We start from the raw sequence: 19,399 nt of genomic DNA, 5'->3' as shown, positions 1-19,399 counted from the left end.
TAGATAGGTCAGAGGTGGAAGTGTGGTAACACATGTAGCTGACTGATACTAATCGGTCGAGGGCATAACCAAGACGGAGATAGGTAAGAAGATGTAGAGTTTCTTGTATGCAGTTTTGAAGGTATATATGATGAGGCTGTAGACCATAAGGTTTACAGTCTTTTTTTGTTTTACAGGAAATTGCTTTCCTGTAAAGCAAAAAACGCTCCGCGAGGATGCGCACTGCGGCGGATAAGGTAGATGTCGCAAGCGACCGCCGCAGGCGCGAGAATGTGCCAAGGCACATTCTTTGTTCTATTGAGAATCTGGTAGAGAGCAAGTGATACTTCAAACGTAAAGAAAGACAAAATAAATGCCCGCATAAAAGCGGGCATTTTTAGTTCTATAATAAATATTAACCTACAAACACGCAGTCTCTGTTAATTTCATTCAGACTGGATACGCCACACATCTTCATGGTATCTTCCAGTTCACTACCGATCTTTTCTATATAAGAGCGGACACCTTCTTTTTCACCACCATATACGGCAGTTACAAACGGTCTGGCAATAACAACTCCATCAGCACCAAGTGCAAGAGCTTTAAACACATCAGCACCACTGCGGATACCGCCGTCTACCAGAATCTTCATGGAATCGCCGACTGCATTTGCAATAGTCTCCAGAACTTCAGCTGTTGCCGGGCACTGATCTAATACGCGACCGCCATGATTGGATACGATGATTGCATCTGCACCGGCTTCTTTAGCTTTGAGTGCACCTTTGACGGTCATTATACCTTTTACAATGAATGGAGTACCGGCAAGCTTAATAATCTGGCGGAGTTCTTCGACCGTTTTGCTTCCGGCAGGTGGGTCAAGATTCTTCAGGAATGGAAGACCCGCTGCATCGATATCCATTGCTACGGCAAATGCTTTTGATGTGTGCACAAGATTCATTTTTTCTTTGATCGTGTCAAGATTCCATGGTTTTACCGTAGGAATACCGATTCCATCTGTTTTTTGAATAGCTTTGGTTGCGGCTACCATGACATTGCTGTCTACGCCGTCGCCAGTGAATGCTGCAATTCCGTATTCGGCACATGCAGATACGAGAATGTCATTATAGGTTACATCAGTCTGGCAATCACCGTAGTGCAATTGTACGGCACCGACCGGTCCGGCAAAAAATGGATACTGGAATGTCTTGCCAAACAGTTCCAGACTGGTATCAACTGGTTTGTTCTCTGCAATTGTATCCATCTGTAAGCGGATGTCTTTCCATTTGTCATAGTTGCGGATGGCAGTATCGCCGATTCCTTTAGAACCAGGTCCCGGCATCTGGTTACGACAGGCTTTTCCATTGCATTCAGGACAGGCTTTACAGTAGTTTCCGATTCGCTTTCTTGCCTGTTCGATACATTCTGAATAATTCATGGTTTTCCTCCTTATTGTATGGTTAGTTTAAATGATTCATATTGCATTTTGGGAGATTCCACTCGTAATGTCTGGCGAGCAGACGGATTACAACTACCAGGCTGCACTGAGAATCAGTGCCATATCCTGAGAGATACGGCTGCCTATGTATGCATAGAAAACCGCTCCGGCAATTGAGGCACAGGCATATACATGCTTGCGCAGGATTGCTGGTACTTCGCATGCCATCATATCCCGCAGAAGACCGCCGCCGACTCCGGTAATCACACCGAGGAAAATGGTTAAGAACTGAAAATTCCCCTGTCCGGCAGAGATGGAAGTATTGACACCAACTACAGTAAAAGCCCCCAATCCGATTGCGTCCAGAAGATTCATTGTCCAGTCATAATATTCTGCGGTCAGCAGAAATCTGGAAATGTTTTTAGAACGCATGAGCAGGAAGATAATGATTGCTGCGATGACGGCAACTGTTACATATACCGGCTTTAGAAAAAGCGTTGGCGGGTGAATGCCAAGCAGTACATCTCGTATCATTCCGCCTCCCACTGCGGTAATAACACCGAGCACTACAATTCCCAACAGATCCAGGTTTTTTTTAATTGCAACCATAGCTCCTGAACAGGAAAATGCTGCAGTTCCAATGAGCTCCATAATGAATAGAACCGAAATATTTCCTGGCATAATACAAGTCCCCCTATAACATACTTCGTATTGTGCAAGTGATCACTTGACAGTGAATAGAGCACTATATCCATTATAAGAAAAAACATCTGTTATTTCAACTCATCCAGAGCACGAAATTCATATCCCAATTCTTCCCATTTGGTAAGTAATTCATCCAGGATCTGAGCATTCGTTGAAGAGGTGCTGTGAAGCAGTACGATGGCACCAGGATGGATGCGTTTCAGTAATTTGTCAAAGGCCTCATCTTTAGTAGGCTGATTATCCTGATACCAGTCCACATAGGCAAGACTCCAGAAAAATGTTTTGTAGCCAAGTTCTTTTGCCATAGCCAGATTGGATATGCTGTATTTGCCCTGAGGTGGTCGGTAGAAGTGCGTCATCGGCGATCCAACAGTCTGTTCATACAGATCCTCCACCTGTTTTAATTCATTTTGAAATGATTCTTTATCTGCAATCTTGGACATATCGGGATGGCTGTAGGTGTGATTACCGACAATGTGCCCTTCTTCGTTCATCCGTCTGACCAGATCAGGGTTTTCTTTGACAAATGTACCGACTACAAAAAATGTGGCAGGAGCGTTATGTTTTTTCAGAGCATCCAGAATCGGGGCAGTATTACCATTTTCATATCCGGCATCGAAGGTCAGGTAAATAACTTTGTCGGTTGTATCCTGCGCATAATAGGCGTCATATTCGGCAAGCTCAGTCATAGTTGCATTACCAACTGGAGTTTTGCCGTCTTCTTGAAAGCTGAGTCCCCAGTTCCCTTCAGCAGAAGAGTGTATCCGGGCATCTGTCGGAGTTATGGCAGCCTGATCTGGAACTGAAAAGAAATATGTGCTTAGGAAGCCAGCAAAATGTCCTACGAGAAATGCCAGAGAGAACAGGAACAGAATGGAAAGAGTTTTTTTGATGATAAGATGATCAGAGTGAAGATTCATAGAGATATCTAATCCTTTTTGATTAATTTATTCACGAACATGGATAAAAAGTACTCTGTTAAATTGACTTTTTAAAATGGCAGGATTATAATGGAAAACGTTGATTTTTTAGGAGGACATTATGAAATATTTACAACAATTTGGAATAATCCTTGCGGTGTCATTTCTCGGAGAATTGCTGAATTATGCGATTCCGTTATCGATTCCTGCAAGTATATACGGGCTTGTACTGATGTTTGTATGCCTGTGTATGAAATGGATCAAACTGGAAGATGTGAAAGAAACGGCTGTATTTTTAATCGAGATCATGCCATTAATGTTTATACCGGCGGCAGTGGGACTGATTACTTCATGGGACATTATCCGTCCGAAGCTGCTGGCTTATGCAGCAATTACAGTTATATCTACCCTTTTGGTAATGCTGGTATCCGGATATGTAACAGACTGGATGCTGAAGGGCGAAAAGAAAGGAGAGGATAAATAATGAGTTTTTTTGAAAATTCGGTATTCTTCGGCGTGACGATCAGCATCGTGGCATATGGTGTTGGGTGTATATTGAAAGATAAATTGAAAATGGATATATTTAACCCGGTATTAATATCAATTGTGGCAGTAATCGCAGTATTGGCATGTGCACATATCGATTATGATGTATATTATTCCGGAGCACAGTATCTGAGTTATCTGTTGACTCCGGCTACAGTATGTCTTGCTGTGCCATTATATGAGAAGATAGAATTGTTGAAAGAGCATTGGAAAGCAATTGTGGCAGGCATCTTGTCTGGTGTGCTGACTACATTGCTCTGTGTACTGGCAATGAGCCTGATCTTCGGATTCAGTCATGAAGAATATGTAACATTTTTGCCGAAGTCTATTACTACGGCGATTGGAATGGGCGTATCGGAAGAACTTGGCGGATACGTAACGATTACCGTTGCAATCATTATTATTACCGGAGTACTGGGCAATATTGTCGCACCGTTTGTGTGTAAGGCATTCCGTATTCAGGATCCGATTGCCAGAGGAATTGCAATCGGTACGGCGTCCCATGCGATCGGTACTTCCAAAGCTATGGAAATGGGCGAGATCGAAGGAGCGATGAGTAGTCTGTCAATTGTGGTATCGGGACTTTTGACTGTAGTAGGCGCATCGATATTTGCACAGTTTATATAAGAAGTATACGATAAATAGAGATGATTAAAAATGTCACCGGGCGCTTTGCCTGGTGACATTTTTAGTGAAATAGTCAAATTATAATTTAAGAACGTTTTCTTTTATATACGACTACACCGCTCATTGCGACTGCTGCGAGCATCAGTACGATCCACAGCATCATATGGCTTTCATCGCCGGTTTTTGGTGTTTTCTTGGCATTAGAAGATTTAGTGTTTTTGTTGTCAGCAGAGGCATTACCTGTAGTATTACCACTTCCTGAGTTGCCATTGTTAGAAGGTTTTTCGAAGGACGGTTTTGTCGGATCTTTAGGATCTGATGTATCTTTCTTTTCCCATTGTGCGGTGTAAGTAATATCACCGGATACAGTCTCTGCAACTGCCGGGTTCCAGCCTTTGAAAGTATATCCGTCGCGGGCAGGGGTGCCATTGAATGCCGGAGTAGCATCGCCATCTGACAGATCTGTGGTTACCTGGTCTTCAAAAATCACTTCATCGTCGACACCGTCTGTGTAAGTTACGGTATAAGTAACGATCGGCACTTCTTCTGTTATATATTTATCCAGTGGAGGCATTGGATCAATACCTGTTTTCCAGTAGAGATCTGCAAGTGGATCGTCAGAACCTGTATCAAGCTGTTCACCGTCTTTGACAGACTGTTTCGGGCTTAAGATTTTAATCGTACCGTCGGTTGCTTTCCCTGGGGCTTTTTCACCATATGCGGTTGAACCCTGAAGGAATGCTTCTGTAGTAGAGATTGTTCCATTTCCTTCTACAGCATTGCCGCCATCTCCGAAGAGGACATCTCCGCCGATTGCGATTAATTTACCGGAGCCGGTGATTTTACCATTGTCTAGTTTGATAGCTGTACCACCCTGAGAATAGATCAGGGTATTTCCATCACCACCGAAAGCAGCAAGTGTAGCACCGTCTTCAAGGGTAAGTGTACCGTCTTTTACCTGAAGAGCGGTCTGACCAATTTCTGTTCCGGCGGAGTCGCCCTGAATAAATACATTACCTTTTACAGTTACATTGCCGGTAGTGGTCACAACCGGATCTGAAGTAGAACGGTCGGTAAGATCACCGTTGGCAAGATAATTCGCATGAGAGTAAATGGCTGCATTTTCCAGAATAGAACCGTCTGCCATGCGAACCTGTCCGCATACAGAAGCACCGGTTACAAATGTTTTGTTAAAGTTGTCATAGTTCATGGAGAATGTACCGCCACTCTGAACATCGATGATGCCCTGCACGGTGGAATCCATCAGGTTCAGAGTACCACCATCTTCTACGATGATGTGGACGCTGCTGAGAATTTTCATATTAACAAATGTCAGGTTGCATCCGTTTGGGATGTATAAGATCTGTGGAATATTACCACTCTGAACATCTTTCCAGGCAATGTCATAACCCAGATATCCGTAAGTTCCGGACTCATTGGAACCATACCATGCTTTTACATTCTTTGGTACGCGAACACTTTCTTTTTCACCTGTGTTGGAACCAAAATCTCTGATAGCCCATGGCTCCATGATATTCCACATATATTTGCCATCCTGAGTCTGCGTCAGATTATCCAGGACAAGACGGTCAGCAAGCTTTTCATTTCCGGTGTATATGGTAAATGGAAGTGCATTACTTTCGGCTGTACGTCCCTGGTCATCCGTTACGCTGACAGAAATGAGATAATCACCGGCATCCTTTGGTGTTCCATTCAGAGTAAGTGCACTGCTGATGGTCAGGTATACACCTTCCATACCACTGTCAGCATCTTTGCTGGTGCCTTTTGAGGTATCCGGTACGATATTTACCTTACTCTTACTTCCGACAATATTAATGTCAGAATCATTATTCAATTCTTTCCAGTCACTGTCGGCAGGCTCTTTGCCTTTTTCTACTAATGCGCCATATACAGTTACATTGCTGTTGTTATTGGAGCTTGCAGCACCGGTAGCACTAGATACGCCGTCGTAATCTTTCTGACCGACAATGGCGCATTCAAAGTTGCCTTCTAACTTTACATAGAGCTGCATATTGTCGCCCTGACCGTCATCAGCTGTGGCTGTCATCTTACCGTTAGTGTCAATCAGAATCTTAAAGGTGAGATCTTTGTATCCGTCGGCGGTAATGGTAATCACATCTCCGCTTTTTAGTACAGGAACTGTCGATGAAGAGCTAAAGTCTTTTGCCGCAAATGTAAGACGGCTATTGGATGTGTCTGCACGATAGGAACCACCAGAGGATGGATTATATGAAATGGCGTTCCAGGCAGTTCCATTTACAGATACGCCTGTGATTTTAGATACATAGTCCACATTTTCCGGGAATGTGAAATACCAGTTCTGACTAAAGAAATCAGTCTCCATCTTGATGCTGTCGATACTTACAGTGCTATCTTCAGCAGGAGCGTTTGCTTTGAAGACTGCGCGTACCGTTACATCAGATGCAGGCATGGCAAATGTATTGCCTGTTACGGTTATTTCTGCATTCTTAGAATCCTTTACTGAGACAGTATCCAGTACATATCCATCAGCAGGTGTGGCAGTTACCGTGACTTTTTCACCTTCTTTAGCGGTTACCTTGTCAACATTTACGGTTCCATTAGCAGATGCTTTCAGAACGACTTTGTAGTCAGAACCTGTTGATGGTTTGTTATCATTCTGGACGATTTCTGCGGAGTATTTGGATTTTTCATATTTTACAGATACAGTCATATCATCGTATCCGTCTGCGGAAATTACGATCTTGGCAGGAAATGTGATCTTCTCATTGCAAATTTGAAGAGCTTGATAGTATCCATAGCTTCCCATTACATTATCGATGTTCCAGATTGTTCCGGTGTTGCTCCAGTATTTGCTGATAGTACCCTTGGTAAATTCTGTGTCATTCACAGTTACTTTGTTAATGGCTTTCACGTAATTGGTGGCAGCTGTATCATCGCCAAAGCCAAGTGTTAAAAGTCCGTTAAAAGAACTGTTTTCACAATTGGTCACCTGCGTTGGCAATGTGCCGGCAGCGTACACCGTGCCTGCCTCCCGGACAGTAACGGACAGCACCATGACTGCTGCGATTAAGAGTGCGCCAAGACGACGCCATAACTTTTTCATAATGTGTGGTTCTCCTTCCTTTGTGTTATGGGTGTTAAGGTTTGTCAAAAGAATAGGCATAGTTAGTTTTAACTAATTATGCCTATAGAAGAATTTACCATTTAAACCAGCAATTGTCAATTAGAGTAAATGAGAAAGATAATCATTTGCTAAAAGGTAAAAATTTTTCAATTATGAGACGGGAGAATGTAGTGATTTGATACTATTTTGTGGAAAAAGCAGGTGATTTTGTGGATATGGCACTAGTCGATATAGGGAAGAGTTGATACAATAATCATTAAGAAATCAGAAGAGTACGGAACCTGAAAAGGAGAGAATATGTTTGACTTAAATGAATTTTTACTGGAATTAGATCATATGTATGCGACGAATCCGAAAGGGGTAGAGGCGTATTTGAAATCCGGTCTGGAGGAAGCAGGGAAATGTCTGGATGGTCCGGCGATGCTGACGATATTAAATGAACTGATGGGATATTACCGTGTGATGAGCAAGCCGACGGAGTGTGAGTGGTGCATTGAGAAAGCTGTGAGAATCGCAGAGAAACTTGGCATCCAAGGAACAACGGACTATGCTACGATGCTGCTGAATATTGGTACGGCGCAGCGCGTGATGGGGCAGATGGATAAGGCAGAATCTAATTATGAAGAAGCCTATGCGATATTTAAGGAAAAGTTACATGAACCGGATTATCGGATGGCGACATTATATAACAATAGAAGTATTTTGTATGCAAACACCGGCCGCCTTAAGGAAGCAAAAGCGGATCTGCAGATGGCGATGGGGCTGATTCAGAGGCTGGAGCAGTCGGATGTGGAGATTGCGATTACACATGCAAATATCGGTAATCTTTGTTTTGCATTACAGGAACTTGACGAAGGACTGCAGCATATGCAGCAGGCAGCAGAGATTTTTGAATGTCAGGAAGGAAAGAAGGATTCGCATTATGCATCGGCATTGTCAGGACTTGGGGAAGGGTATTTCCGAAAAGGAGAACTGGACAAGTCGATTAAAACGTACGAAAAGGCATTGGAGGAGATTCTGGCGAACTACGGCGAGAATGATTATTACCGCGTAACGGTTCGTAATCTGGAATTGGTACGGGATACGAAGAAGCGTGCGGAAGCGGTTCGGAATCAGAAGTTGAAAGGCATGGATATTGCCAGAAGATACTATGAAGAATATGGAAAGCCGATGCTGGAAGAAAAATTTCCAGAGTATGTGGACCGGGTGGCAGCAGGACTTGTGGGCGAAGGATCAGAGTGTCTGGGATATGATGATGTGACGTCAGCAGATCATGATTTTGGCCCGGGATTCTGCCTGTGGCTTACCAGGGAAGATTATGAAGCTGTGGGGCAGGAGATGCAGAGAGCCTATACAGAACTTCCGGGAGAGTATATGGGATTCCCGGCAAGAAATGTGACGGCGCAGGGTGGTGATCGTGTGGGGGTACTCTGTATGGATGAGTTCTTTCGGAGATATACAGGATACGAACAGGCACCGGACAGAGAAACACGAAACGGACTTGCGCGTTGGATGTCGATTCCGATACCTGCACTTAGAACCGTAACAAATGGTGAGATATTTACCGATCCGCTGGGTGAATTTACCAGAAGAAGAGAGACCTTTGCAGCGTATCCGAAAGGTGTGCGTCTGCGGAAGCTTGCCATGTCACTTGGTGTGATGGCGCAGGCAGGTCAGTATAATTATGGACGGATGCGCAAACGAGGCGATCAGGCGGCAGCGTGGTTGTGTGTCAGTGAATTTGTAAATGCGGCGATTGAAACTGGGTATCATCTGAATCAGATGTATCAGCCATTTTATAAATGGAAGATGCGGGGCATGGATGCATTTCATGTATTAACAAATCTGAAAGAAAAGCTGACGCAACTGATGCAGATGTCAGGCGCAGATTCGGAGAATGACGGACAAAGCAGCGTGCAGAGTCAGATCGAGGACATCTGCGTAGGAGTAGTAAAAGAGTTAAACCGCCAGGGACTGACGGAGACGAAAGAAGCATTTCTGGAAATCCAGAAACAGGAGATCATAAGGAGGCTGCAGAGTGATGCAAGATAAAAAGGAGATGCAGGATAAAATGGAAGAACGGGAAGCGTTAATAGATGAAGTGATCGAGCGGGAATGGGAACAGTTTCAGTATGTGCAGAATGAAGGCGGTCGTGCGAGCTGTCAGGATGACCATGAGACATTTGTCATCATGCGGAAGAGTCAGTTTATGAACTGGACGCAGGAACTGCTGGAGAGCTATAGACAGGATCTGATTGAAGCAGAGGCAGCACACTGGAACCTGCTGACGGAAAAATATGCCCGCATGATGGAGAGTACCGCACCGGAGCGGTATGCGGAATTGGCAGATATTCTTCCGAAGCGGAGCAAAGAGCGTATCCAGATGCAGGAAGAGATGATTGCACAGCAGATACGATGGGAAGAAGATTTTGCGGCGAAATTTCCAGGGGTTGCAAGCACAGGACGTGTGATCCATACATCAGAAGATACGCCGTGGGATACTTCGATAGAGACATATGCCCGAGGTGAGATCAGTACGTATTCTGACCGGACGGTGGGCCTGCTTAAGAAGCTGTATGATCAGATGGCTGCAGATCACGAGAACTTGTCGGAGAAGACGCTGCGCAATATGACAGCTCTTTACGGTTATGAATCCCTGGAGGAAGCAGAAAAACAGCAACGCGCGAGATTGGAGAGATAGATATGGCGAAAGAGATTCTGGATATTGTAGATGATAATGGTCAGCCGACCGGAGAGGTGATCGACCGTGTGACGGCACACAGGGAAGGATTGCAGGTGCTTCTGCAGAAGCGGAGTGAGGAGAAAGATTCTTATCCGGGTTGCTATGACATTTCCAGTGCAGGACATATTCCGGCGGGTGTGGACTTTGTACCGTCAGCACTGCGGGAATTAAAAGAAGAGCTGGGAGTGGAAGTACAGGCAGAAGATCTGGTGTACTGTGGTCAGAGAAAGTTTCATTTCGAAGAGATCTTCCATGGAGAGCGGTTCAAAGATAATCAGATCAGCAATGTATACCTGTTGTGGATGGACAGAGAAGCAGAGGAATTCCAGATACAGAAAGAAGAACTCAGCGAGGTGAGCTGGTTTGACTTTGAAGAGTGCATAGAAGATGTGAAAAACGGAACAATTCCGAACTGTATTTATACGGAAGAACTGGAAATGGTAAGAAACAAGGCAAATGAGAAAAAGACCTTGACCTAAAGTTAACTTTATGGATTATAGTATGCTTAGCGTTACTGCTTCACAGTAATTGTTTATCAGAAATGAAATGGAGGAATATCTGATGCCGTAATCGATATATTGAAGAAGAATGACAAGAATGTAGCTGAGATTGCAAGTGTTATGCCGAATCCTACGATTGAGAAATTATACGAGGGCATGGAGATCACAAGACAGCATAAGGCAGAGTTCATTCTGGCTGTCGGAGGAGGTTCTGTCTGTGATTATTCCAAGGCACTATCCGTATCGGTTAACTGTGACGAAGATCCATGGGAGAAGTATTATGTGCGGTTTGAAGAACCATCCTGTGAGACACTTCCGGTAGGATGCGTACTGACGATGGTAGGAACAGGGTCAGAGATGAATGCAGGTTCCGTTATTACGAATCATGATGCCAAACTGAAGATTGGCCACGTATTTGCAGATGAGAAGATCATGCCACGTTTTTCTATTTTGAATCCGGAATATACGATGACGCTGTCGCATTATCAGATGGTATCCGGCATTTATGACATTTTTAATCATATCTGTGAGCAGTATTTCTCAGGAGAAGATGATAATACCAGTGATTATGTCAGCGAAGGTCTGATGAAGTCTGTGATCCATTCCAGCCGTATCGCTAATCAGAATCCGCAGGATTATGAGACGAGAAGTAATATTATGTGGACAGCAACCTGGGCACTGAATACGCTGGTATCGCGCGGAAAGTCTGAAGACTGGATGGTACATATGCTGGGACAGGCAGCAGGGGCGATTATAAATGCGACACATGGTATGACACTGGCAGCAGTATCATTTCCATATTACAAATATATTATGCCATACGGCTTGCCAAAGTTTGTACGCTTTGCTGAGAATGTATGGGATGTGGATCCGGCTGGAAAGTCAGATGAACAGATTGCGACAGAAGGTCTGGATGCCATGAAAGCATGGATGGAAGAACTTGGACTGGTCATGAATCTGACAGAACTTGGTGCCACAGAAGCTTCAATCGAAGATATCGCAAATGCGACGATTATCCTGGAAGGTGGATATAAAGTACTGGGAAGAGAAGAAGTCGTACGGATATTGAAAGGAAGCTTATAGAAATAGCATATAAAATGAATGAAGAAAACCGTCTGCTGGCAGAATGCCGGTAGGCGTTTTTTGAATAGTACAAATAGTAAATAAGGAACATTTGGTTGAAAATAACGAAATACTGTGATAATATATTAATAGGGTGTTACCATAACGGTAGGCGGTTAGTTCTTCAACAGAGGAACTGTGAACCTCTGATTACATAGAAACCCATTAGGGAATCCATTGGAAAGGAGGGCTGTGCCAATGAGTATTTTGGATTTCATAGCAGTAGTGAGCTTCGGCATCACATGCTTTTGTGCTGGATACACGTTCGGCAGAGATAATAATAAGACACAAAAATAACCGCCCCGGTCTGCAAACTAAGCGGTTATTTTTGTAACTAATAAATGTGGACTAACCGTCTATCGGTAGCACTCTTTTTCTATACTTATCTTAGCATCTAACTTTGAAAATGTCAAAATAAATTGCACATTTTGTTTACATTTCTTCTTCTGGATATGTCATTCCCCAGTCGCTGCGACACTTTGTCATGACCTGCATGACATCTTTTGTGTAATCCAGATGCAGGGTCTCAGTCACGTCTTTTTCGCCACTTACAGCTGCTTCCATATCTAACACTTCATAGAGAAGCGCATCGGCGGTATTTCCTGCTTCGATGGTTTCTTTTTTACCGGATTCGGTGTAGGTGATCACGGCTTTTTCTGCGCGGGGATATTCATATACTTCTATATACCCTTTTTCAAATATAACCAGTCCGCGCTTCGGCTGTTTGGCGTGAAGAGACAGGGTGATGGTTGCCATTTCCTGCTCCTGGTTGCTGAGAAGAATGGTTGCCTGTTCGTCGACACCGGTAGGAGCAAGCTTTACCTGCGACAGGATCTGATCCGGCGCTGATGACATGAACCAACGGGCAAATGATAAAGCATATACGCCGATATCCAGCATAGCACCGCCTGCCAGATTACGGTTGAAGAAACGGTTCGCCATATCATATTCTTTATAACTTCCAAAATTCATTTGGATCATTCTTAACGGTCCGAGTTCTCCGGATACGGCAATCTTATGTAATTTTGTATATAATGGCATATGGTAAATGGTCATTGCCTCGGCGAGAATAGCATGACCGGATTCAGCAGCTGCTATAGCCTGAGCAAGTTCGTCAGAATTTAATGTGATGGATTTCTCGCAGAGTACATGCTTCCCGTTTGCCAGAGCCTTGAGCAGCAAGGGAAGATGGGTATTGTGTGGTGTGGAAATGTAGATGATGTCTACATTTTCATCGGTAAATACATCTTCCGGGTTATCGTATATTTTGGAAATGTTGTATTTTTCTGCAAATGCAACACCTTTGGCGTAGGTGCGGTTAGAAACAGAATAGAGTTTGCGTCCCTGGCTTGCCATAGCCTGTGCAAGCTGATTGGCGATGACTCCTGTGCCGTAGGTTGCCCAGTTGTATGTTTTCATAGAGAATCCCTCCAGTTCTTTTCATGAATTTCATGTGTATTTACAATTCCTATGTACGTATTGCGTATTTTCATACTAAAATGAATCCCATGAAAAAAGAATATATAAAATTTTTATATATGTATTGACATGCGGATTGGAGAGAGGTATATTATATATAAAATTTATATATATAAATATTTTACACATATACAAGGAGGTGGTTCGATGTATTTTCCGGTATCTGCATTACTGATTGAATACATGATCCTGACAGTGGTAGAAAGCAAGGATTCCTATGGTTATGAAATCAGTCAGACAGTTAAGAAAGCTGCTGATATTAAAGAATCTACATTGTATCCGATATTGAAGAAACTGCAGAAAGCAGGATATCTGACTACTTACTCACAGGAGTATCAGGGACGAAAGAGAAAATATTATTCAATTACAGAGGAAGGAAGGACACAGATTACATATCTGAGCAATGAGTGGCAGGTCTACAAGGATACGGTAGACGGTATTATCGAAGGGAGGATAAGAGGTTGAGCAGAGAAGAATATTTGAATCAATTGCATAAACATTTGCGGAAGCTTCCAAGACAGGATTATGAAGATGCGATGGAATATTTTACCGAGTATTTTCAGGAGACAGATGAGGAAGAGGCAGCAGAACTGATGAAGGAACTTGGTACACCGAAGGAGGCAGCCAGAGAATTGATGGCAAATCTGCTAGATAAGAAGATTGAGGATCATCAGAGCTATGAGGCAGACGGACAGACCAGAGCGGAGCAGAAGGGCTCCGGCAAGCATGTGGTATGGATCGCACTACTGGTGTTGTTTGCAGCGCCGGTGGGAGTACCGCTTCTCGTGGCACTTGCGGCAGTCGTGCTGGCCTTGGTTGTGTGTGCACTGGCTGTTTTGCTATGTGTAGTTTTGTTTGCGGCAGCTATGGTCATTCTTGGCGGTAAGATTATTGCTCGTGGTATACTGGCTGTTCCATTCTCTATGGGCGGCTTCGCAATGATTACAGGAAGCGGGCTGTTTGCTATAGGAGCTGGCATTTTAGGTGTATTGTTGTGCGTATATCTGTGTAAATGGAGCAGCGTACTGATCGCAAAGCTGGTGCGTCGGATTACAGACAGAAAGAGAGGTTAGAGCGATGAAAAGTTGGGTAAAGGCATGGCTTGTAGCAGGAGTCGGATGTTGTGTATGTGGTGCAATTTTGACAGGAATCGGTGTCGCAAGTGACGGTGGTAAATATGTGAAAGCAGCTGATCTGAACAAGATGGATGGAGCTGCAAAAAAAGGAGACAATGAGGTTCTTCTTGAGAAGACAAAACTGGATGATTTCGATTCGGTAGATATTTCCATGACGGATGTGAATCTGCAGGTGGTTCCTTCCGATGATCAGTCCTGTTATATTTCTTATCAGGCATCTGACCAGACGAAAGATCCGATGAGTTATCAGGTGAAGGACGGCAAATTAACGATTCGGGAAAATGATAATACAGGTAAGTTTTATTACCATGTGGATATCGGATTCTTGTCAGGACTTTTGGGAGGAGGACCGGTCACAACGGATGAAAATGTGGTGACGCTTTACCTTCCGGAAGAACAGGAATGGAAGACGGCTGATATTAAGACGGACATGAGTAACATCATGTTAAATGGATGCAAGATCGAGAATAGTACAGTGCAGAGCAATTCCGGAGATATTTATTTCAAGAACTGTGATTTTGATAATCTGAAGATAGATTCTGATATGGGAGATATCCACTTTGTTGGAACAGAAGATGTAATGGGGGCATGGAATATTCAGATAGATACAGATATGGGAGATATCGATGTGGATGATGCACTCGGTGGCAAGGTGCTGGAAGATGAGGATGACTGTAATCTTTCATACACTCAGAAAGGAAAGGGTGGCAAGCTGGTGATCCAGACCGACAGCGGAGATGTCAGCCTGGATTGCAGATAACAAACGCTGATCATATCGTTACGTTACCTGATAAATGATTTGAGTTTATCTATATCATTGGTCAGGATCAGATCTTCATCAAATCCAATCTCTTCCAGCAGTTCAAGTGCCAGGGTGAAATTACCGACACCGCTTGGATCGTGTGCATCCGAGCTGACGGTGATCGGCACCCGGTACTGCTGGCAGAGATCTAACATCGTTCTATAATTATCGTAACAATTCACACGTTTTTCCTTCTTAATTAAGGAACTGTTATTCACTTCCAATGCAACATGATAATCACGGGCAGCCTGAACCAGTCTGTCATAATCTAACGGTGTTCGGTCATCGTCCGGATGTGACACAAAGCGCACCTTGTCGTGCTTCATGCATTCAATTAGGTTCGTCGTATTCTGGTCGCATCCTGCATTTTCATAGCACTGCATATGGATGCCTGCGATAGCGTAATCCAGATGATCGATATAACGCTGGCCAAGAGATAGTGTGCCGTCATTCAGGACATTGATCTCGCTTCCGTGCAGCACTTCCACACCGTGGATTGTGCGTGGGATAACTTCCAGGTTCAGATAATAAAATGGATCTACCGTGCCCGGGATTCCCGGTGCATGTTCCGTAATTCCAATCAGAGATAATTCTTTTTCAGCGGCTGCGGCTGCCATCTCGCGGATGGTGCCATAGGCATGACCGCTGACCAATGTATGCATATGCATGTCTGCTAATAATTTCTTCATGTGTATACCTCCTGCCAATGCTATAAGTATATTCGTGTTAATTATAATAAGCCATCAGACGGAACGCAATCACAAAATGTAAAATGAAAAACATTTTCAAATTATATTGACACGATTATAAAATATGGTAAAATGAAAACGATTTCCAGATTAGAAAGGGGCGGTTCATTTGTCAAAAGCACAATATAAAACAAAACAAATGACCGAGATACTTACCTATTTGAAATCTGTTCAGGGACAGCATGTAACAGTGAATGATATCCGGAGGCATTTTCAAGAGCGGGGGATAGCAGTTGGAACCACAACGGTATATCGTCAGTTGGATAAGATGGTGAAAGAAGGAATTGTTGCCAAATATGTAGTGGATGAGAAAAGCAGTGCCTGCTTTGAATATATTGGCGGACAGGACGAAGGTCATCATTGTTATCACTGTAAATGTGAGAAATGTGGAAAGCTGATTCATTTGCATTGTCATGAGGTTGAGGAATTGAGTCAGCATATGATGGAGCATCACAGCTTTGAACTGAATGCAATGCGTACCGTTTTTTATGGTGTCTGCAGTGAATGCAGGCAGAAGGAAGCTGACTGCGCAGAATAATCCATGGGAAAGGAGAAGCACAATGAACGCAAATAGAAAAAAGAATATAGCAGTGATAGCATGTGTGTTATTTGTGTTTGTGACATTGGCTTCTCTATTTTATATCGCAAAAGAAGAAAATCATCAGTGTACAGGTGAAGACTGCCCGATCTGTGCCTGCATCCGTCAGGCTGAGCAGATTGTAAAAAATGTAGGAACCGCTGTAAATTATTCGGTCACAGCAGGTCTTATTTTTGTACAGAGATCAGGGATACTGGCAACAGGATGTCTGTGCGTTTTGTGCATTACGCTGGTGAGTCAAAAGGTAAGACTAGACAGTTAAATAAAATCTTCATTGGAGCAGAATGGGTATAAGAGATGAAAGAATACCCTTTTATTTGTGTACTTATTTTTGGCACAATCTATAACAGAATTTACAATGGAGGTTTTATCATATCATGAAAAAATATATTTCTATCATTCTAGCCGTAGTATTATCGATCTGCGGTCTTTCAGCCTGCGGTCAGGCAGATTCCAATCAGACAACAGAAAAAGACGAAAAACAGATTAAGGTAGTAACAACCATCTTCCCGGAATATGACTGGGTACGTGAAATAGCAGGTGACGCAAGCGATCATGTAGATCTGACGATGTTACTGGATAACGGAGTGGATCTTCACAGCTACCAGCCGACATCGGAAGACATCATGAAGATATCGGACTGTGATCTGTTCATTTACGTGGGTGGAGAATCCGATGCATGGGTAGAAGACGCACTGAAAGAGGCAGTAAACAAAGACATGAAAGTCATTAATCTACTGGATGTTCTGGGCAATTCTGTAAAGGAAGAAGAGGTTGTAGAAGGCATGGAAGCTGAGGAAGAAGAGTCGGAGGAGGAATCTGAAGAGGAGAAAGAACCGGAGTATGATGAGCATGTGTGGCTTTCATTGAAAAATGCAAAGATCTTTTGTAAGGCAATTGCAGATGATCTGAGCGAAATTGATAAGGATCACGCGGAGACTTATCAGAAGAATGAAGAGAATTACGCGGCAAAATTAGATGCACTGGATCAGGACTACCAGAAAACAGTGGATGAGTCATCACAGAAGACATTAGTATTTGGAGACAGATTCCCATTCCGCTATATGGCAGATGATTATGGACTGGATTATTATGCAGCATTTGTGGGATGCTCGGCAGAGACGGAAGCAAGCTTTGAAACGATCACATTTTTGGCTGGAAAACTAGATGAACTGGGACTTAAGAATGTGATGACGATTGAAAAATCTGACCAGAAGATTACCAAAGCCATTATTGAAAATACGAAAGATAAGAATCAGAAGATCCTGACGTTAGATTCCATGCAGTCCGCGACATCGGATGATGTGAAAGCAGGAACGACTTATCTGTCTGTTATGGAAGATAACCTGGAAGTATTAAAAGAAGCATTACAGTAGGAGGGAAGAAGATGCAGCTTGGATGTAGAAATCTGACGGTAGGATATGATGGTAAGGCGATTCTGGAAAATATTAACTTTTCTGTAGAAGAGGGTGAGTATTTGAGCATAGTAGGTGAAAATGGCTCAGGGAAATCGACATTGATGCGTACCCTGCTCCGACTTCAGCAGCCATTAAGTGGAGAAGTAATATTGGGAAAAGGTCTGAACAGAGAAGAGATAGGGTATCTGCCGCAACAGACTGTCATCCAGAAGGACTTTCCGGCATCCGTGAGAGAAATTGTTCTCTCCGGATGTCAGAACCGCTGTGGGCTGAGACCATTTATAACCGTGAGGAAAAAGAGTATGCGTATCAGATGATGGAGAAAATGCAGATCATACATCTGGAAAAACGATGTTACCGCGAATTATCAGGGGGACAGCAACAGAGAGTACTGCTTGCTAGGGCACTCTGCGCTACCAGAAAAATACTTCTGTTGGATGAACCGACAGCAGGTCTGGATCCTAAGGTGACAAAAGAAATGTATCAGTTAATCTATGAACTGAATCAGAGAGATAAACTAACGATTGTGATGATCTCACATGATCTGAGAGCAGCACTTACTTACTCGAGTCATATTCTTCATACCGGCAAACATGTATTCTTCGGAACAAAAGAAGAATATATCAGACACGCAAGGCACAAAGAATATATAAAAGTAGCAGGAGGTATAAAGTGATGGATAAATTAATTCTGTATTTTCAGTATCCATTTGTGCGGTATGCAATGATTGTTGGCGTGCTGATTGCGATGTGTTCTTCGCTGCTTGGTGTCACACTGGTTCTGAAACGTTTTTCATTTATTGGAGACGGACTTTCCCATGTGGCATTTGGAGCGATGGCGGTGGCGGCAGTATTAAATTTTACAAATAATATGTTGTTTATTCTTCCGGTTACGATTGTGTGTGCGATTCTGTTGTTAAGAACCGGGCAGAATACAAAAATCAAAGGAGATGCGGCAGTTGCCATGATATCGGTAAGTGCGCTGGCAATCGGATACATGCTGATGAATATATTTTCAACAGGACCGAACGTGTCCGGTGATGTGTGCAGTACCCTGTTTGGTTCGACATCCATATTAACCCTTACTTCGGCACAGGTAAAAGTATGTGTAATATTGTCTGTGTTAGTTGTAATATTATTTGTGTTTTTTTATCATAAGATATTCTGTGTAACCTTCGATGAATCATTTGCGAAGGCAACGGGAATGAAAACAGATTGCTATAATCTGTTGATTGCAGTGATTACGGCAGTGATCATTGTACTGGCAATGAACCTGGTGGGATCACTACTGATCTCAGCATTGATTATTTTCCCGGCATTGTCAGCGATGCGGATATTTAAGTCATTTTTATCTGTAACAATCTGTTCCGTGGTATTGTCTGTCGTATGTGCAGTTCTGGGATTGTTATTGTCTATTCTGGCAGGAACACCGGTAGGGTCTACGATTGTAGTGACAGATATGGTGGCATTTGGCATATTTAGCGTAATAGGTAAATTGACAGGGAGGTAATGTC

At 43.3% G+C, this 19,399-nt stretch carries 19 protein-coding genes and 2 pseudogenes; 15 read left to right on the top strand and 6 right to left on the bottom strand.

Annotated features, from left to right (window positions below; all coding sequences use genetic code 11):
- Positions 1–394 precede the first annotated feature (394 nt).
- The 3 genes and pseudogenes from DXA18_RS13575 to DXA18_RS13565 form a co-directional block, all read right to left on the bottom strand.
- Positions 395–1,414: an alpha-hydroxy-acid oxidizing protein gene (locus tag DXA18_RS13575; RefSeq protein WP_118384343.1), complete on the bottom strand. Its 1,020-nt coding sequence runs from the start codon at positions 1,412–1,414 to the stop codon at positions 395–397.
- Between the two features lie 22 nt (positions 1,415–1,436).
- A pseudogene (locus tag DXA18_RS13570) lies at positions 1,437–2,095 on the bottom strand (trimeric intracellular cation channel family protein).
- A 92-nt stretch (positions 2,096–2,187) separates the two neighbouring features.
- Positions 2,188–2,976, bottom strand: a complete 789-nt coding sequence (locus tag DXA18_RS13565) for a polysaccharide deacetylase family protein (RefSeq protein ID WP_243007141.1) — start codon at positions 2,974–2,976, stop codon at positions 2,188–2,190.
- Between the two features lie 184 nt (positions 2,977–3,160).
- Between DXA18_RS13565 and DXA18_RS13560 the strand changes: the two genes are divergently transcribed.
- A complete protein-coding gene (locus DXA18_RS13560; RefSeq protein WP_118384341.1) occupies positions 3,161–3,523 on the top strand; it encodes a CidA/LrgA family protein in 363 nt (120 codons plus the stop codon).
- Positions 3,520–4,212 carry an LrgB family protein gene (locus DXA18_RS13555; RefSeq protein ID WP_442873211.1) on the top strand — a complete coding sequence of 231 codons (693 nt, stop codon included), beginning with the start codon at positions 3,520–3,522 and terminating at the stop codon, positions 4,210–4,212. The genes DXA18_RS13560 and DXA18_RS13555 overlap by 4 nt, the downstream gene beginning before the upstream one ends.
- Positions 4,213–4,297: 85 nt before the next feature.
- On the opposite strand, the gene DXA18_RS13550 is transcribed toward DXA18_RS13555, so the two are convergent.
- Entirely contained in the window at positions 4,298–7,318 is a 3,021-nt protein-coding gene (locus DXA18_RS13550; protein ID WP_118384339.1) for an InlB B-repeat-containing protein, read from the bottom strand.
- A 318-nt stretch (positions 7,319–7,636) separates the two neighbouring features.
- On the opposite strand from DXA18_RS13550, the gene DXA18_RS13545 reads away from it, so the two are divergent.
- The 4 genes and pseudogenes from DXA18_RS13545 to DXA18_RS13530 all read left to right on the top strand — a co-directional run.
- Positions 7,637–9,391, top strand: coding sequence for a tetratricopeptide repeat protein (locus DXA18_RS13545; RefSeq protein WP_118384338.1), 1,755 nt, complete (start codon positions 7,637–7,639; stop codon positions 9,389–9,391).
- Positions 9,381–10,040, top strand: a complete 660-nt coding sequence (locus DXA18_RS13540; protein WP_243007140.1) for a DUF4125 family protein — start codon at positions 9,381–9,383, stop codon at positions 10,038–10,040. Before DXA18_RS13545 ends, DXA18_RS13540 begins: the two co-directional genes overlap by 11 nt.
- A gap of 2 nt (positions 10,041–10,042) precedes the next feature.
- Positions 10,043–10,561 carry an NUDIX hydrolase gene (locus tag DXA18_RS13535; RefSeq protein WP_118384337.1) on the top strand — a complete coding sequence of 173 codons (519 nt, stop codon included), beginning with the start codon at positions 10,043–10,045 and terminating at the stop codon, positions 10,559–10,561.
- Positions 10,562–10,633: 72 nt separating this feature from the next.
- A pseudogene (locus DXA18_RS13530) lies at positions 10,634–11,665 on the top strand (iron-containing alcohol dehydrogenase); the annotation flags it as partial.
- A 471-nt stretch (positions 11,666–12,136) separates the two neighbouring features.
- Here the strand turns inward: DXA18_RS13530 and DXA18_RS13525 are convergent.
- Positions 12,137–13,123, bottom strand: coding sequence for a Gfo/Idh/MocA family protein (locus tag DXA18_RS13525; protein WP_118384335.1), 987 nt, complete (start codon positions 13,121–13,123; stop codon positions 12,137–12,139).
- A 207-nt stretch (positions 13,124–13,330) separates the two neighbouring features.
- Here DXA18_RS13525 and DXA18_RS13520 point away from each other — a divergent pair, with 207 nt between their 5' ends.
- Genes DXA18_RS13520 through DXA18_RS13510 form a run of 3 tightly spaced genes read left to right on the top strand, consistent with a single transcriptional unit; the run spans position 13,331 to position 15,079 of the window.
- The gene (locus DXA18_RS13520) at positions 13,331–13,648 is read left to right on the top strand and encodes a PadR family transcriptional regulator (RefSeq protein ID WP_118384334.1); all 318 of its coding nucleotides are present in this window, start codon (positions 13,331–13,333) and stop codon (positions 13,646–13,648) included.
- On the top strand, positions 13,645–14,256 hold the full coding sequence (locus DXA18_RS13515) for a DUF1700 domain-containing protein (RefSeq protein WP_118384333.1): 612 nt from the start codon (positions 13,645–13,647) through the stop codon (positions 14,254–14,256). Before DXA18_RS13520 ends, DXA18_RS13515 begins: the two co-directional genes overlap by 4 nt.
- 4 nt (positions 14,257–14,260) lie before the next feature.
- Complete coding sequence (locus DXA18_RS13510) at positions 14,261–15,079, top strand: DUF4097 family beta strand repeat-containing protein (protein ID WP_118384332.1); 819 nt, start codon at positions 14,261–14,263, stop codon at positions 15,077–15,079.
- 23 nt (positions 15,080–15,102) lie between these two features.
- On the opposite strand, the gene DXA18_RS13505 is transcribed toward DXA18_RS13510, so the two are convergent.
- On the bottom strand, positions 15,103–15,810 hold the full coding sequence (locus DXA18_RS13505) for a phosphatase (RefSeq protein WP_118384331.1): 708 nt from the start codon (positions 15,808–15,810) through the stop codon (positions 15,103–15,105).
- Between the two features lie 169 nt (positions 15,811–15,979).
- On the opposite strand from DXA18_RS13505, the gene DXA18_RS13500 reads away from it, so the two are divergent.
- The 6 genes from DXA18_RS13500 (at position 15,980) to DXA18_RS13480 (ending at position 19,395) form a co-directional block, all read left to right on the top strand.
- Positions 15,980–16,408 carry a Fur family transcriptional regulator gene (locus DXA18_RS13500; RefSeq protein ID WP_243007137.1) on the top strand — a complete coding sequence of 143 codons (429 nt, stop codon included), beginning with the start codon at positions 15,980–15,982 and terminating at the stop codon, positions 16,406–16,408.
- A 22-nt stretch (positions 16,409–16,430) separates the two neighbouring features.
- Positions 16,431–16,730, top strand: a complete 300-nt coding sequence (locus DXA18_RS13495) for a hypothetical protein (protein WP_118384330.1) — start codon at positions 16,431–16,433, stop codon at positions 16,728–16,730.
- Between the two features lie 115 nt (positions 16,731–16,845).
- On the top strand, positions 16,846–17,844 hold the full coding sequence (locus DXA18_RS13490) for a metal ABC transporter substrate-binding protein (RefSeq protein WP_118384329.1): 999 nt from the start codon (positions 16,846–16,848) through the stop codon (positions 17,842–17,844).
- A gap of 11 nt (positions 17,845–17,855) precedes the next feature.
- Positions 17,856–18,203, top strand: a complete 348-nt coding sequence (locus DXA18_RS17680) for an ATP-binding cassette domain-containing protein (RefSeq protein ID WP_330424605.1) — start codon at positions 17,856–17,858, stop codon at positions 18,201–18,203.
- The gene (locus tag DXA18_RS17675; RefSeq protein ID WP_330424604.1) at positions 18,137–18,562 is read left to right on the top strand and encodes an ATP-binding cassette domain-containing protein; all 426 of its coding nucleotides are present in this window, start codon (positions 18,137–18,139) and stop codon (positions 18,560–18,562) included. The genes DXA18_RS17680 and DXA18_RS17675 overlap by 67 nt, the downstream gene beginning before the upstream one ends.
- A complete protein-coding gene (locus DXA18_RS13480) occupies positions 18,562–19,395 on the top strand; it encodes a metal ABC transporter permease (protein ID WP_199665586.1) in 834 nt (277 codons plus the stop codon). The genes DXA18_RS17675 and DXA18_RS13480 overlap by 1 nt, the downstream gene beginning before the upstream one ends.
- Positions 19,396–19,399: the final 4 nt, after the last annotated feature.

It is taken from the genome of Dorea sp. AM58-8, assembly GCF_003464045.1.
Classification (GTDB): Bacteria; Bacillota; Clostridia; order Lachnospirales; family Lachnospiraceae; genus Claveliimonas; species Claveliimonas ammoniilytica.
The sequence above is the reverse complement of the archived record's forward strand: the minus strand, read 5'-3'. Positions and strand labels throughout refer to the sequence as shown.